Source organism: Streptomyces sp. NPDC046831 (assembly GCF_040645305.1).
Lineage (GTDB): Bacteria > Actinomycetota > Actinomycetes > Streptomycetales > Streptomycetaceae > Streptomyces.
Genome location: NZ_JBEYXZ010000026.1, coordinates 1 through 15,453, shown reverse-complemented (window position 1 = coordinate 15,453; position 15,453 = coordinate 1). Strand labels below are relative to the sequence as shown.

Here is a 15,453-nt window from a genome sequence, read left to right as displayed (position 1 = left end):
GTCCCCGTCGTCACGCGCCGTAGACTCCCGGAGTGACCGCCACCGCTACTTCCGCCGACACGTCGCCCCGGCTGCGACCGCAGACCGTGCCCCAGGGCTGGGGCCCGAGGCTCGTCCGGCTCGTCCCCGCCGGCGTCGCCGCACTGTCCGGCGTGCTGCTCTACCTCAGCTTCCCGCCGCGCCCCCTGTGGTGGCTGGCCCTGCCCGCTCTCGCGGTCCTCGGGTGGGTGCTGCACGGCCGCGGCTGGAAGGCGGCCCTCGGTCACGGCTACCTGTTCGGGCTCGGCTTCCTGCTGCCGCTGCTGGTGTGGACGGGCGTGGAGGTCGGTCCCGGTCCGTGGCTGGCCCTCGTCGCGGTCGAAGCGGTCTTCCTCGCACTGGCCGGAGTGGGCGTCGCCGCGGTGTCGCGGCTCCCCGCCTGGCCGGTGTGGGCGGCGGCGGTGTGGATCGCCGGTGAGGCGGTGCGCGCCCGCGTGCCGTTCCGCGGCTTCCCCTGGGGCAAGATCGCCTTCGGCCAGGCGGACGGGATCTTCCTGCCGCTGGCCGCGGTGGGCGGTACCCCGGTCCTGGGCTTCGGTGTCGCCCTGTGCGGCTTCGGCCTGTACGAGGTCGTCCGCCAGGCCGTGGCGGGACGGCGCGCCGGGGCCGTCCGGCGGTCCGCCGCGGCCGCGGCGATGCTGAGCGTCGCCGTCCCGGTGGCGGGGGCGGCGGCCGCCCGGTCGCTGGTGAGCGACGCCGCCGAGAACGGCACCGCGACCGTCGCACTCGTCCAGGGCAACGTGCCGCGGGCCGGACTGGACTTCAACGCCCAGCGGCGCGCCGTCCTCGACTACCACGCGCGCGAGACCGAGCGGCTGGCCGCGCAGGTCGCCGCGGGCAAGGTCGCCCGGCCCGACTTCGTGCTCTGGCCCGAGAACTCCTCCGACATCGACCCGTTCGCCCACACCGACGCGCGCTATGTCATCGGCAGGGCGGCCGCGTCGGCCGGCGTGCCCATCTCCGTGGGCGGCGTCGTCGAACGCGACGGCAAGCTCTACAACGAGCAGATCCTGTGGGACCCGGACAAGGGTCCCGTCGACACCTACGACAAGCGGCAGATCCAGCCCTTCGGCGAGTATCTGCCGCTGCGCTCCCTCCTCGGGGCGGTCAACAAGGACTGGACCACGATGGTCCGCCAGGACTTCACCCGGGGACGCGACCCGGGCGTGTTCACCGTCGGCGGCGCCAGGATCGGCCTCGCCACCTGCTACGAGGCCGCGTTCGACTGGGCGGTGCGCGACACGGTCACCGGCGGCGCGCAGATGATCTCCGTGCCGAGCAACAACGCGACCTTCGACCGCAGCGAGATGACCTACCAGCAGCTCGCCATGTCCCGTGTCCGCGCGGTCGAGCACAGCCGGACGGTGACGGTCCCGGTCACCAGCGGCGTCAGCGCGATCATCATGCCCGACGGCAGGATCACCCAGCGGACCGGCATGTTCGTGCCCGGTCACCTGGTCCAGAAGGTGCCGCTGCGCTCGTCGAAGACCCCCGCCACACAGCTCGGCGTCCTGCCGGAGGCCGCCCTGGTGCTGCTCGCCGCGGGCGGCCTCGGCTGGGCGATCGGCTCGGGCCTGCGCGGTCGGCGCACCGGCGGGGCGTGAGCGGACGTCTTCCGTATTCCGTCCGTGGTGCGCCGGTGACGCCGTAACTCCGTCCGTGGTGCGCCGGTGACGCCGTACCGGAACGTCTTGCGTGCGCTCCCGCGCCGCGCCGGTGACGCCACGATGGAACCTCTGCCGAGCCCCCGCGGCGCGCCGGGGCGGCACGGCTCGCCCGTTAGGGTCGGGGCATGGGCACTCCCGACTTCATCCGCGAGATCCGGGCCCGTGCGGGTCACCAGCTGCTCTGGCTGCCGGGAATCACCGCCGTCGTCTTCGACGACGAGGGCAGAGTGCTGCTCGGGCGCCGCACCGACACCCGCAGATGGTCGGTGATCGGCGGCATTCCGGAACCGGGGGAGCAGCCGGCCGCCTGCGCCGTGCGCGAGGTCTTCGAGGAGACGGCGGTGCACTGCGTCGCCGAGCGGGTGGTGCTCGTCCAGGCCCTGTCGCCGGTCACCTACGGCAACGGCGACGTCTGCCAGTACATGGACGTCACCTTCCGCTGCCGGGCCGTCGGCGGCGAGGCCAGGGTCAACGACGACGAGTCGCTGGAGGTGGGCTGGTTCGCGGTGGACGCGCTGCCCGGCCTCGACGAGTTCGGGCGCTTCCGGATCAAGCAGGCCCTGTGTGACGCACCCACGTGGTTCGACCCCACGGCCCCAGGCTGAAGTATGGGCCGCAGCCACATGTGGTGGGGCGATGGCCGTGCCTAGGGTCGAGTCATGACCTCGTCCAGCGCCCTCCCCGGCCCCCACGCCCCCTCGCTCGACCTCGGCGGCCGCACCGCTCTCGTCACCGGCGCCGCCGGCGGCATCGGCCGCGCCTGCGCGCTGCGGCTCGCCGCGGCCGGAGCCAAGGTCAGAGCCGTCGACCGGGACGCGGCGGGCCTGGACACCCTCGCCGAGGCGGCCCACGGCCTCGCGGGCACCGTCGAGGCGCACGTCCTCGACCTCACCGACCTGGACGCCGCCGAGGAGGCGGCCGCCGGCACCGACGTCCTCGTCAACAACGCCGGGCTGCAACTGGTCCGCCCGATCGAGGAGTTCCCGCCCGAGGTCTTCCACACCGTGCTGACCGTGATGCTGGAGGCGCCCTTCCGGCTCATCCGCGGCGCCCTGCCCCACATGTACGGGCAGGGGTGGGGGCGCGTCGTGAACATCTCCTCCGTCCACGGCCTGCGCGCCTCCGCGTACAAGTCGGCGTACGTGGCGGCCAAGCACGGTCTGGAGGGGCTGTCGAAGACCACCGCCCTCGAGGGCGCGCCGCACGGCGTCACGTCGAACTGCGTCAACCCCGCGTACGTGCGCACGCCGCTGGTCGAGAAGCAGCTCGCCGACCAGGCGCGGGCGCACGGCGTGCCCGAGGAGCGCGTGCTGTCCGAGGTGCTCCTGCAGGACAGCGCCGTCAAACGCCTGATCGAACCCGAGGAGGTCGCCGAGGCCGTGGCGTACCTCTGCGGCCCGCAGGCGTCCTTCGTCACCGGCACCTCGCTGGTCCTCGACGGCGGCTGGACCGCCCACTGAACGAGCCGGCGACCCCGGCCCCGCCGAGTTGTCCACAGGGCTCACCGCGCGGCCGGGCGATGGGGAATCCTGTGAGCATGTCCAGCGATCACGTGCAGTCCGACCGGCGTCCCGCCGACGGCGCCGCGGCCCCGGCCGGCAGCGCCGCGGCGCCCGGCGCGGCCGTCCCCGCGCCGGGCGGCGTCGAGACGCCCTTCCTCGCGCTGCTGGCCCGGGGCGCGCCCGCCGACGCCTACGAACAGCCGGTGCTGCTGGCACGCGCCGAGGGCCGGCCGCCCGAGCGGATCGCCGCGCTGGAACACGCCAAGCTGATGGCCCTGCGCGTGCGCGCCGAGCTGGAGGGGCGCCGCCGGCGCGAGGCGGAGCTGTCCGCGCTGTTCGAAACCGCGCACGACCTGGCCGGCCTCAGGGACCTGGACGCGGTGCTGCAGGCCATCGTGCAGCGCGCCCGTTCCCTGCTCGGCACGGACGTCGCCTACCTGACCCTGCACGACCCGGCCCGGGGCGACACCTACATGCGCGTCACCGAGGGCTCGGTCGCGGCCCGCTTCCAGCAACTGCGCCTGGGCATGGGGGAGGGCCTCGGCGGTCTGGTCGCCCAGACGGCCCGCCCCTACGTCACCGACGACTACTTCCAGGACGCCCGCTTCCAGCACACCGGCACCATCGACACCGGCGTACGGGACGAGGGCCTGGTCGCCATCCTCGGCGTGCCCCTCATGCTGGGCCCCCACGTGATCGGCGTGCTGTTCGCCGCCGACCGCCGCGCCCGGGTCTTCGAGCGGGAGCAGATCGCGCTGCTCGGCTCCTTCGCCGCCCTGGCCGCGGCCGCCATCGACAGCGCCAACCTCCTCACCGAGACCCGCTCCGCCCTCGCCGATCTCGAACGGGCGAACGAGATCATCCGCGACCGCAGTGCCGTCATCGAGCGCGCCTCCGACGTGCACGACCGGCTCGCCGAACTCGTCCTGCGCGGCGGCGGGGTGCACGACGTGGCCGCCGCGGTCTCGCAGGTCCTGGACGGCACCGTGGAGTTCACGGAGGCCACCGCCGCGCCCGCCGGCGCCCTGGAGGCGTCCCGCGCCGACGGGCACGCGATGCCGCACGGCGACGACTGGATCGCCGCGGTCGCCGCAGGCGGCGAACTGCTCGGCGCGCTCGTGCTGCGCGGGCACCCCGGCCTCGACCCCGTCGACCAGCGCACCTTCGAGCGCGCCGCCATGGTCACGTCGCTGCTGCTGCTCGCCAGACGGTCGGCCGCCGAGGCCGAGCACCGCGTCCGCGGCGAACTGCTGGACGACCTGCTCGACGCCCGCGACCGCGACCCGCGCCTGCTGCGCGAGCGCGCCACCCGGCTGCACGCCGACCTCGACGCCACCCACGTCGTCCTGGCCGCCCGCCTCGCCGGCACGGCCGCCGACGCCGACCAGGAGGCCGCCGCCCGCCGCCGCCTGTGGTCCGCGGCCTCCCACCTGGCCGCCACCCGGCACGGCCTGGCGGCCGCCCGCGACGGCGGCACGGTCCTGCTGCTGCCCCTCGACGCCGGCGACACCGCGACCGGGCTGGCCCGCCGCACCGCCCGCCACCTCGGCACCGCCGTCCACGAGCCGGTCACGGTCGGCGCCTCCGCCCCCGTCGGGGACCTCGCCGCCCACCCCGACGCCGTCGCCGCCGGCTACGCCGAGGCGCGCCGCTGCCTGGACGCCCTCGGACTGCTCGGCCGCAGCGGCGACGGCGCCGCGGCGGAGGACTTCGGTTTCCTCGGCCTGCTCCTCGCCGGCGACCGGGATGTCACCGGGTTCGTCGAGCGCACCATAGGCCGCGTCGTCGGCTACGACGAGCGTCGCGGCACGGACCTGGTCCACACCCTGGAGGCGTACTTCGCCTGCGGGATGAGTCCGGCCCGCACCAAGGACGCGCTGCACGTCCACGTGAACACGGTCGCCCAGCGGCTGGAGCGCGTCGGCCGCCTGCTCGGCGACGACTGGCAGCACCCGGCCCGCGCCCTGGAGATCCAGCTCGCCCTGCGCCTGCACCGGCTGTCCGCACCCGCGCAGCACTGACCCCCGCACGCACGGGCGTACGGGGGCCGGGTGTGCAGCGCGGGATCAGACAGGACGGGCGTCCGCCGTCCTGGCCGCGCGCTCGCCGTCGCCGGCGCCGTCGCCGGATACCTCGACCGCGGCCAGGTCGCGGTGGCGCGTCTCCTTGGCCACGCCGACGGCGACCAGCGTCAGGAGGGACGCCGCGATCACGTACAGGGCGATCGGCGTGGGGCTGTGGTACTCGGACAGCAGCGCGGTGGCGATCAGCGGGGCCGGCGCGCCCGCGGCGACCGAGGAGAACTGCGCGCCGATGGAGGCGCCGGAGTAGCGCACCCGGGTCGCGAACATCTCGGAGAAGAAGGCGGCCTGCGGCGCGTACATGGCGCCGTGCAGCACCAGGCCCACGGTGACCGCCAGCAGGAGGTTGCCGAAGGTGCCGGTGTCGATGAGCGAGAAGAAGGGGAACGCCCACAGGCCGACTCCGGCCGCGCCCAGCAGGTAGACCGGCCGGCGCCCGATCCGGTCGGACAGCGCGCCCCAGGCGGGGATGACGGCGAAGTGCACGGCGGAGGCGATCAGGACGGCGTTGAGCGCGGTCTGCTTCGAGACGCCGGCGGAGGTGGTGGCGTAGACGAGGATGAACGCGGTGATGACGTAGTAGCTGATGTTCTCCGCCATGCGCGCGCCCATCGCGACGAGCACGTCACGCCAGTGGTGCCGCAGCACGGCCACGAGCGGCATCTTCTCGGCCGCACCGTCGGCCGCCTGCGCCGCCCTGCGGGCCTCGGCCTGCGCCAGCGCCTGCTGGAAGACGGGGGACTCGTCGACCGACAGCCGGATCCACAGCCCGACGATCACGAGGACACCGGACAGCAGGAACGGGATGCGCCAGCCCCAGCTTCCGAAGGCGTCGTCGGACAGGACGGCGGTCAGCAGCGACAGCACACCCGTGGCGAGCAACTGCCCGGCCGGCGCCCCGGTCTGCGGCCAGGAGGCCCAGAAACCGCGCCGTCGCGCGTCACCGTGCTCGGACACCAGCAGCACGGCCCCGCCCCATTCGCCGCCGAGCGCGAAACCCTGGACCAGACGCAGCGTGGTGAGCAGCACCGGAGCGGCGGTGCCCACGGTCGCGTGCGTGGGCAGCAGGCCGATCGCGAACGTCGCCCCGCCCATCAGCAGCAGGCTCAGCACCAGCAGCTTCTTGCGTCCCAGCCGGTCGCCGTAGTGCCCGAACACCAGGGCGCCCAGCGGCCGCGCGGCGAACCCGACCGCGTACGTCAGGAACGACAGCAGGGTGCCCACGAGCGGGTCGGACTCCGGGAAGAACAGCTTGTTGAAGACGAGCGCGGCGGCCGAGCCGTACAGGAAGAAGTCGTACCACTCGATGGTGGTGCCGATGAGGGACGCGGCGACGATGCGCTTGAGGTTGGCGGGGGGTGGGGGAGCGGTTGCTGCGGAGGCCATGTGCGCCACTTCCTCGTGTGCGGTGGGGACGGGTAGGTGTCGGAACACCGTAGGAAGGTGCAGGTCAGGGGCACATGTGGTGGGGCGACATAGTTCGGGGCGTCGTTGTGCGTGGGGCCACCATGCCCGTTCATGGAGCGCCGGTTCAGGGGCTCGAAGAGGGGCGAAGTGACTGCTGTCCTGCGGCTCGCACCTTCGGGGCCTGCGGGCGCGCATCCCAACTCGCGGAACCGACGGTCGACGGCCGACGCGTCGGTGGTTCCGGTCCCCGCACGGCTCGGTTCTCTCCATCCGGCTGTGGCTGCGTTCAAGGACGATGACGGACAGCTGGTTGTTCCCGCGCAGCAGGCCGAGGTCGTGGCGGACGCGGGCCTGGCCGGCGATGACGCAGGTGTCCCGGTCGGTCCTGCCTTCGCCCCGGCTTTCGCATGGCGCCCGTAGAGGCCGGACTGACGTGTTTAGAACGGCTTTAACCAGGCTTCGGATGATGCCGCCACCACACGCGCCGTCGCCGAGGAGGCCCCATGAACACGGCCGCATCCACCGCCGCAGCACTGCCGAAGTTCCCCATGGCCAGGGGGTGTCCGTACCACCCGCCCGCCGGCTATGCGCAGCTGCGGGAGGAAGGGCCGCTGGCGCGCGTGGAGTTGTACGACGGGCGGCAGGCGTGGGTCGTCACCGGATACGCGGAGACCCGGCAACTGCTTGTCGACCCGCGCCTGTCCTCGGACCGCAGCCGGCCCGACTTCCCCGTGCTCGTGCCCCGGATGGCCGCCGCGAAGCTGACCGCCCTCGTCGGCATGGACCCGCCCGAGCACGACGTCCAACGCCGCATGCTCATCGGCAACTTCACCGTCAAGCGGGTCAACGGGCTGCGCCCGGCGATCCGGCGCATCGTCGGCGAGCGTATCGACGCCCTGCTGGCCGCGGGGCCCGGCACGGATCTGGTGCCCGCCTTCGCGCTGCCCGTGCCGTCCACCGTCATCTGCGAACTGCTCGGCGTGCCCTACGACGACCACGAGTTCTTCGAGGAGTACACCCGGCGCATGCTGCTGGCCACCGGCACGGCGCAGCAGGCGGCCGACGCGAGCGCCGCGCTCGTCGGCTACTTCGACGAGCTGGTCGTCGCCAAACAGGGCCGGCTCGCGGACGGCGCGCCCGCCGAGGGGCTGCTCGACGAGCTGATCACCGAGCGGCTCGCCACGGGCGAGCTGGACCGCGCCGAACTCGCCTCCATCGCCATGTTCCTGCTCGTCGCGGGGCACGAGACGACCGCCAACATGATCGCTCTCAGTGTGCTCACCCTCCTCGAACACCCTGAGCAGGCCGACCGGTTGAGGGCGGACGCGGCCACCGCGCCGGGCGCCGTCGAGGAGCTGCTGCGCTTCCTGTCGGTCGCCGACGAGCTGCAGCGGGTGGCGGCGGCCGACATCGAGATCGGCGGTGTCACCGTACGGGAGGGCGACGCGGTGTATCTGCCGAACGCAGCCGCGAACCGGGCCGGTGAGGTCTTCGCCGACCCCGACACGTTCGACGTGCTGCGCGGCACCCGCCACCACCTGGCGTTCGGCTACGGCATCCACCAGTGCATCGGCCAGAACCTGGCCCGCGCCGAGCTGGAGATCGCTCTGCATGAGCTGTTCACCCGCATTCCGACGCTGCGGGCCGCCGAGCCCGTCGAGGTGCTGGGCACCAAGCCCGGCGGTTCCGTGCAGGGCATCGTTCGCCTGCCCGTCACCTGGTGACCGAGATGCGGGAAGGGGGCGGAGCCCGCCGGGCCCCGCCCCCGTTTCGCATGCTCAGGCCGCCGCCAGCTGCTCCTCCAGAAAGCCGGCCACGGCCGCCGGTGTCGGGTAGTCGTAGAGCAGGACCGGCGGCAGCAGCAGACCCGTCACCTCGCACAGCCGGTTGCGGACCTCCAGGGCCGTGAACGACGAGAAGCCGATGTCGAGGAAGTTGTCCTCCGCGGCGATCGACTCGGGTGAGGCGTGACCGAGGACGTCCGCCGCGTGCTCCCGCACCAGATCGAGCAACGACGCCTGCGGGCCCGCCGGTTCGAGCGCGCGAGGCTCAGGGCGCGGCGCCGCCGCACCGGCGGGCACGTCCGACGCGGGCCACCAGTGGCGCTCGTGCTGGAACGGATACGTCGGCAGGTCCAGGACCGGGCCGGTTCCGGCGCCGTACCAGGCGTCCCAGCGCACCTCGGCGCCCGCCGTGTGCAGCCGTCCGACGAGTGCCGCCAGCGTCTCCGCCTCCCGCCGGTCCCGTACCAGCGACGGCACCACCAGGGGGGCCGCCTCCGACAGCGCCTCCGGCACCATCGACGTGAGCACCGCGTCCGGGCCCACCTCCACATACGCGCGAACCCCGGCCGCGTCCAGGGACGACACGACGTCGGCGAACCGCACCGGGGAGCGCAGCTGGCGCACCCAGTACTCCGGCTGCCGCAGCTCCTCGTACGACACCGGGGCGCCCGTCAGATCGGAGACGACGCCGAGCGCGGGCGGGTGGATGTCGAGCGCGGCGACCACCGCGCGGAACGGGTCGAGCGCGCCGTCCATGTGCGGCGAGTGGAACGCGTGGCTCACCCGCAGCGGCTTCGTGCGCCGGCCCCGGTCCGCGAAGAGAGCTGCGACCTTCGCGACCGCCTCCGTGTCCCCGGAGAGCACCGCGGCGCGCGGGCCGTTGACCGCTGCGAGCGCCACCCGGCCCGCGAGGTCGGCCCCGGCGTCGGCCAGCGCGTCGAGGACCTCCCGCTCCGCCGCCTCGACCGCCACCATCGCGCCGCCCGACGGCTGCGCCTGCATCAGCCGGCCCCGGGCTGCCACCAGGCGTGCCGCGTCCGCCAGCGAGAACACCCCGGCCGCGTACGCCGCCGACACCCCGCCCAGCGAATGCCCCGCCACCTGGTCCGGTGCGCCGACCAGGCCGGTGAGGCACCGGTACAGGGCGCTCTCCACGGCGAACAGGGCAGGCTGAGCGTACTCCGTGCGCTCCAGGAGAGCCGCCCGCTCGCTGCCAGGACCAGCCCGCAGCAGGTCGTGCAGCGACACCTCCAGGTACGGCGCGAACGCCTCGCACACCTCGTCGAGCGCCGCGGCGAAGACGGGATGGGACGCGGCCGCCCCGACGCCCATGCCGGGCCGCTGGCTGCCCTGACCGGTGAACAGGAACGCCGTCGGTACCCGCCCGGCCGCGACGCCGCGCACCGCATGCCGGGTGGTCCGGCCCGCCGCCAACGCCCCCAGCGCGCCGAGCTGTTCGGCCCGGGTGCCCGGCAGCACCACCGCCCGGTGCGCGAACGCGGTCCGGCCCAGCGCCAGGGTGCGGCCCACGGCCACCGCGTCGGCGTCCGGCCGCTCGGTCAGCCGGTCCAGGAGCCGGGCGGCCTGCTCACGCAGCGCCTGCTCGGTGCGGCCCGACAGCGGCCACACCGGGGCGACGTCGGAGCCGGGCGCCTGCTCGACGACGGGCGCCTCCTCGATGATCACGTGGGCGTTCGTGCCGCTGATGCCGAACGACGACACCCCGGCCCGGCGCGGCCGGTCCGCCACGGCCGGCCACGGCACGTCCTCGGTGAGCAGTTCCACCCCGCCGCGCGCCCAGTCGACCTGCGGGGTCGGCTCCTGCACGTGCAGGGTGCGCGGCAGCATCCCGTGGCGCAGCGCCTGCACCATCTTGATGACGCCGGCCACGCCCGCAGCGGCCTGGGTGTGACCGATGTTGGACTTCACCGAGCCGAGCCGCAGCGGCCGTTCGGCCTCACGTTCCGCCCCGTAGGCGGACAGCAGCGCGTGCGCCTCGATGGGGTCGCCGAGCCGGGTGCCGGTGCCGTGCGCCTCCACCGCGTCCACGTCGGCGGGGCGCAGCCGCGCGTCGTCGAGCGCGGCCCGGATCACCCGCTCCTGGGCGGGCCCGTTCGGCGCGGTCAGACCGTTGCTCGCCCCGTCCTGGTTGATGGCCGAACCCCGCAGCACGGCAAGGACCGTACGGCCGGCGCGCACCGCGTCCGTCAGCCGCTCCAGCAGCACCAGGCCCACCCCTTCGGAGAAGCCCGTGCCGTCGGCGTCCGCCGCGAACGCCTTGCAGCGGCCGTCCGCCGACAGGCCGCGCTGCCGGCTGAACTCCACCAGGAGCACCGGTGTCGCCATCACCGTCACCCCGCCCGCGAGCGCCAGATCACACTCGCCGCGGCGCAGCGACTGCGCCGCCAGGTGCATCGCCACGAGCGACGACGAGCAGGCCGTGTCGAGCGTGACGGCGGGCCCTTCGAGGCCCAGGTGGTAGGCGATCCGGCCGGAGGCGACGCTGGTGGCGTTGCCGGTCATCAGATGGCCCTCGAACCCGTCGGGCACACGGTCCGGCGGCGGGACGTACGCCTGCGACACCACACCGGCGAACACCCCGGTGCGGCTGCCGTGCAGCGAGCCCGGCGCGACACCGGCCCGTTCGAACGTCTCCCAGGCCACCTCGAGGAGCTGGCGGTGCTGCGGGTCGGCGGCCACCGCCTCCCGCGGCCCCATCCCGAAGAACGCGGCGTCGAACCCGGCCGCGTCACGCAGGTAGCCGCCCTCCCGCGTGTATGCGGTACCGGGCCGGTCGGGGTCCGGGTCGTACAGGTTCTCCAGGTCCCAGCCGCGGTCGTCGGGCAGGGCGCCGACCGCGTCGCCGCCGTCCGCGACCAGCCGCCACAGCGCCTCCGGCGAGTCGACGCCGCCGGGGAAGCGGCAGCCCATCGCCACGATCGCGACCGGCTCGTGCCGCTGGTCCTCCAGTTCCTGGATGCGGCGCCTGGCCTGACGCAGATCGGCCGTTGCCCGCTTCAGGTAGTCGCGTAGCCTGTCCTCGTTGCTGCTGTGGCCGCTGTTGTCGCTCATCGTTCCTCTCCCGTACGTGCCAGGGGGGCCTGCACCACACATGCCGAAGCGGCCCGCACTACGCGTCCAACTCCTCGTCGAGCGCCCGGAACAGCTCCTCGTCCGTGGCCGAGGCGAGGTCCTCCCGCGGTGTGTCACCGGCGGCGGCCTCCCACTGCCGCAGCGCCGCCCGCAGCCGCTCACGGACCGTGGGCAGCTCCGCGCTGTCGGCCGTGACCGTGGCGAGCAGCCGGTCCAGCTCCGCCACCGGGTCCTCGCGCGGCACCAGCAGGGCGAGCAGCTGCCCGGCCAGCGCCGTGGGCGTCGGGAAGTCGAAGGCGAGCGTCGTCGGCAGCCGCAGACCGGTCGCCGAGCCGAGCCGGTTGCGCAGCTCCACCGAGGTCAGCGAGTCGAACCCGATCTCCTTGAAGGCCCGTTCGGCGGCGACGTCGTCGGCCGTGCCGTGCCCGAGCACGGCCGCCACCTGCTCCCGGACGAGCGCGAGCACGACCTGCTCCCGCTCAGGACCGCGGAGCGCGGCGAGCGCCGCGCCGAGCGAGGCGGCGTCGCCGCCACCGCGCGCGCCCTGCGCGGCCCGGCGCACCGGCGGCGCCTTCACCAGCGATCGCAGGACCGCCGGCAGGTCGCCCGCCGCGGCGCGGGCGCGCAGCGCGGACCGGTCCAGCGGGGCCGGGGCGAGCAGCGCGGCGTCGGCGTCCAGCGCCGCGTCGAACAGGGCCATGCCCTGCTCGAACGTCATGGGCGCGAGACCGCCGCGGGCGATCCGCGCCAGGTCCGTGGAGTCGAGATGCCCGGTCATGCCGCTCGCGTCGCCCCACATGCCCCAGGCCAGCGAGGTCGCGGGCAGGCCGAGGGAGCGGCGGTGTCCGGCGAGGGCGTCCAGGAACACGTTGGCCGCAGCGTAGTTGGCCTGCCCGGCGCCGCCCAGGAGCCCGGACATCGAGGAGAACAGCACGAACGACGACAGGTCGTGGCCCTGGGTCAGCTCGTGCAGATGCCAGGCGGCGTCGGCCTTGGGCCGCAGCACCGACGTCACCTTAGCCTCGGTCAGCGAGCCGAGCACACCGTCGTCGAGGACACCCGCCGCATGGATCACCGAGGTCAGCGGATGCTCGGCGGGCACCGAGGCGAGGAGTCGGGCGAGCGCGTCACGGTCGGCGACGTCGCACGCCGCCACCCGCACCTCGGCGCCGAGCGCACCCAGTTCGGCGGCCAGCTCGGCGGCGCCCGGCGCTTCGGGGCCGCGCCGCCCCGTCAGGAGCAGCCGCCGCACCCCGCGCTCGGTCACCAGATGGCGGGCGAGCGCGGAGCCCAGGGTGCCCGTGCCGCCGGTGATGAGCACGGTGCCGTCCGCCGGGCGTGCGGCGGGCAGCGTCAGCACGATCTTCCCGACGTGCCGGGCCTGCGCGAACCAGCGGAACGCCGCCGGTGCCCGCCGCACGTCCCAGGTGGTGACCGGCAGCGGCTCCAGCACGCCCTGCTCGAACAGGCCCAGCACCTCGGCCAGCACCTCGCCGACCACGCCCGGATCCATGTCGAGGAGTTCGAACGGCTGGTACGTCACTCCCGGGTGCGCCGCGCCGATCGCGTCGGCGTCGCGCAGATCCGCGATGCCCATCTCGACGAACCGTCCGCCGCGCGGCAGCAGCCGCAGCGAGGCGTCGATGAACTCCCCGGTGAGCGAGTTGAGGACGACATCCACCCCGCCCCCGCCGGTCGCGGCGGCGAACGCCGCCTCGAAACCGGTGTCGCGGGAGTTCGCGATCCGTTCCTCGGGCACGCTTAGAGACCGCAGCACGCCCCACTTCCCGGGGCTCGCCGTCGTGAACACCTCCGCGCCCAGATGCCGGGCCACCTGCAGCGCGGCGAGCCCGACGCCGCCGGCCGCCGCGTGGATCAGCACCCGTTCCCCGGCGCGCAGCCCGGCCAGCCGCACCAAACCGTAGTAGGCGGTGGTGAACACCGCGGGCACGCCCGCGGCCTGCGCGAACGACCAGCCGTCCGGCATCCTCGCGAGCAGCCGACGGTCGGCGACCGCCACCGGCCCCACCGCACCGGGCACCAGGCCGAACACCCGGTCCCCGACCGTGAGGCCCGTGACCCCGGGCCCGGTCTCCAGGACGGTCCCGGCCGCCTCGGTGCCCAGCGGCGCCCCCACCGGGACCATGCCCAAGACGGTCAGCACGTCACGGAAGTTGATGCCCGCCGCCCGTACCGCGATGCGCACCTGCCCCGCCGCGAGCGGCGCCTCGGCGGCCGGGTGCGGGGCCGCGTGCAGGTCGTCGGGCGACCCGCCGGGCGTCTCGAGCCGCCACGCCGAGCCGTCGCCGGGCACCTCGATCCCGCCCGCCGGATCCGTCCTCATCAGCCGCGGTACGTACAAGTCGCCGCCTCGCAAAGCCAGTTGCGGCTCACCGGTGGCGAGCGCGGCGGGCAGAGCACGCAGCGTCGCGGCGCTCTCGTCCCAGTCCACGACGACGACCCGGCCCGGGTTCTCCGTCGCGGCGGACCGCAGCAGCCCCCACGCCGGGGCCGCCGCAAGGTCCACGGTGTCACCCGGCCGCGCACCGACCGCCCGGGCCGTCAGCACCACGAGCCGCGCCTGCGGCCGGTCGTCGGCCGCCAGCCACTGCTGAAGCCGCGTCAACAGCGCCCGCACACCCGCTTGGACGGCCCCCGACAGCGCCTCGCCGGCCTCCGGCGCACGCCACACCAGCAGATCCACCGCAGCGATGTCCGCCGCGACGGGCGCGCCCAGCACCGCCGCGTCCAACACGTCGGCGGCCGCGGGATCCAGAAGCGTGTACGGCGGCAACGGTCCCGCTTCCTCGGCCGGCCGGGGCAGCGGCGTCCAGTCGAGCGCGAACAACGCGTCGCCCGGCGCGGACACGGAGGAACGCGCCGGAAGCCGGTCCCGCGCCACCGGGCGCAGCGTCAGCGACTGCGCCGTCAGCACCGGGGCGCCCTCCGGGTCCGCCACCGACAGGGTCACCGTGTCCTCGCCCGTGCCCCGCGCCAGCGTCACCCGCAGCGCGGTGGCCCCGACGGCGTGCAGCGTCACCCCGGACCAGTTGAACGGCAGGTGCACGCCCTCACCGAGGAACGAGCCGAGCGCCATGGTGTGCAGCGCGGAGTCCAGCAGCGCCGGGTGCACCCCGAACCGGGCGGCGTCCGCGTGCAGTTCGGGCGCCAGCTCCACCTCCGCGTACACCGTCGCGCCGTCGGCGGAGCGCCAGGCCGCGGTGAGGTTGCGGAAGGCGGGACCGTAGGCGTAGCCGAGCGCGGCCAGGTCCTCGTACAGGTCGTCGGTGTCGAGCGGCGACGCGTCGGACGGCGGCCAGGCCTCGTCGCCGCCGGGATCCGCGGAGGGGGCGGCGGGCGCGAGGACGCCCGTCGCGTGCTGCGTCCACCCGCCGCCGTCCCGGCCGTCGAAACCGTCGGTGCCGTCAGGCCGGGAATGGACGGTGACCCGGCGCCGCCCGGAATCGTCCGGCCCGTCGACCCCCACCTGCACCCGCACTCCGCCGTCGGCCGCGAACACCAGCGGCGCTTCCAGCGTCAGCTCCTCGACCACGAACCCGCCCGCCGACTGCCCTGCCTCCAGGGCGAGTTCGAGCAGCGCGGTACCCGGCAGGAGAACAGTGGTATCGAGGCCGTGATCGGCGAGCCACGGGTGGGTGCGCGGGGAGACACGCCCTGTCAGCAGCAGCGCGTCACCCTCCGCCACCGTGGTCACGGCGGTGAGGAACGGGTGATCGGCGGCGTCCAGTCCCAGACTGCCCGCGTCACTGTGCGCGGCGGGCCCTTCCAGCCAGTAGCGGTGGTGTTGGAAGGGGTAGGTGGGGAGGTGGTGGGGTGGGGTGGTGGGTTGGGGGTGGTGCCAGTGGGTGGGGTGGCCGTG

8 protein-coding genes are annotated in these 15,453 nt (G+C 74.7%); 5 read left to right on the top strand and 3 right to left on the bottom strand.

Annotation, left to right across the window (positions count from 1 at the left end; all coding sequences use genetic code 11):
* Window positions 1-32 precede the first annotated feature (32 nt).
* The 4 genes from lnt (at window position 33) to ABZ920_RS21460 (ending at window position 5,229) form a co-directional block, all read left to right on the top strand.
* Entirely contained in the window at window positions 33-1,643 is a 1,611-nt protein-coding gene (gene lnt / locus ABZ920_RS21475; RefSeq protein ID WP_361507207.1) for an apolipoprotein N-acyltransferase, read from the top strand.
* 188 nt (window positions 1,644-1,831) lie between these two features.
* On the top strand, window positions 1,832-2,311 hold the full coding sequence (locus ABZ920_RS21470; RefSeq protein ID WP_361507204.1) for an NUDIX domain-containing protein: 480 nt from the start codon (window positions 1,832-1,834) through the stop codon (window positions 2,309-2,311).
* A 54-nt stretch (window positions 2,312-2,365) separates the two neighbouring features.
* Entirely contained in the window at window positions 2,366-3,166 is an 801-nt protein-coding gene (locus ABZ920_RS21465) for a 3-hydroxybutyrate dehydrogenase (RefSeq protein ID WP_361507201.1), read from the top strand.
* A gap of 77 nt (window positions 3,167-3,243) precedes the next feature.
* Window positions 3,244-5,229 (top strand): helix-turn-helix domain-containing protein, encoded by a 1,986-nt coding sequence (locus ABZ920_RS21460; RefSeq protein ID WP_361507198.1) that lies wholly within the window; start codon window positions 3,244-3,246, stop codon window positions 5,227-5,229.
* 45 nt (window positions 5,230-5,274) lie between these two features.
* On the opposite strand, the gene ABZ920_RS21455 is transcribed toward ABZ920_RS21460, so the two are convergent.
* Window positions 5,275-6,675 carry an MFS transporter gene (locus tag ABZ920_RS21455; protein ID WP_361507195.1) on the bottom strand — a complete coding sequence of 467 codons (1,401 nt, stop codon included), beginning with the start codon at window positions 6,673-6,675 and terminating at the stop codon, window positions 5,275-5,277.
* Window positions 6,676-7,199: 524 nt separating this feature from the next.
* Here ABZ920_RS21455 and ABZ920_RS21450 point away from each other — a divergent pair.
* On the top strand, window positions 7,200-8,420 hold the full coding sequence (locus ABZ920_RS21450) for a cytochrome P450 (RefSeq protein WP_361507192.1): 1,221 nt from the start codon (window positions 7,200-7,202) through the stop codon (window positions 8,418-8,420).
* 54 nt (window positions 8,421-8,474) lie between these two features.
* Here ABZ920_RS21450 and ABZ920_RS21445 read toward each other — a convergent pair whose 3' ends face one another.
* Both ABZ920_RS21445 and ABZ920_RS21440 read right to left on the bottom strand, forming a co-directional pair.
* Window positions 8,475-11,552 carry a beta-ketoacyl synthase N-terminal-like domain-containing protein gene (locus ABZ920_RS21445; protein WP_361507190.1) on the bottom strand — a complete coding sequence of 1,026 codons (3,078 nt, stop codon included), beginning with the start codon at window positions 11,550-11,552 and terminating at the stop codon, window positions 8,475-8,477.
* A 58-nt stretch (window positions 11,553-11,610) separates the two neighbouring features.
* Window positions 11,611-15,453: SDR family NAD(P)-dependent oxidoreductase (locus tag ABZ920_RS21440; protein WP_361507187.1), on the bottom strand; the 3,843-nt coding region annotated here is incomplete at its 5' end.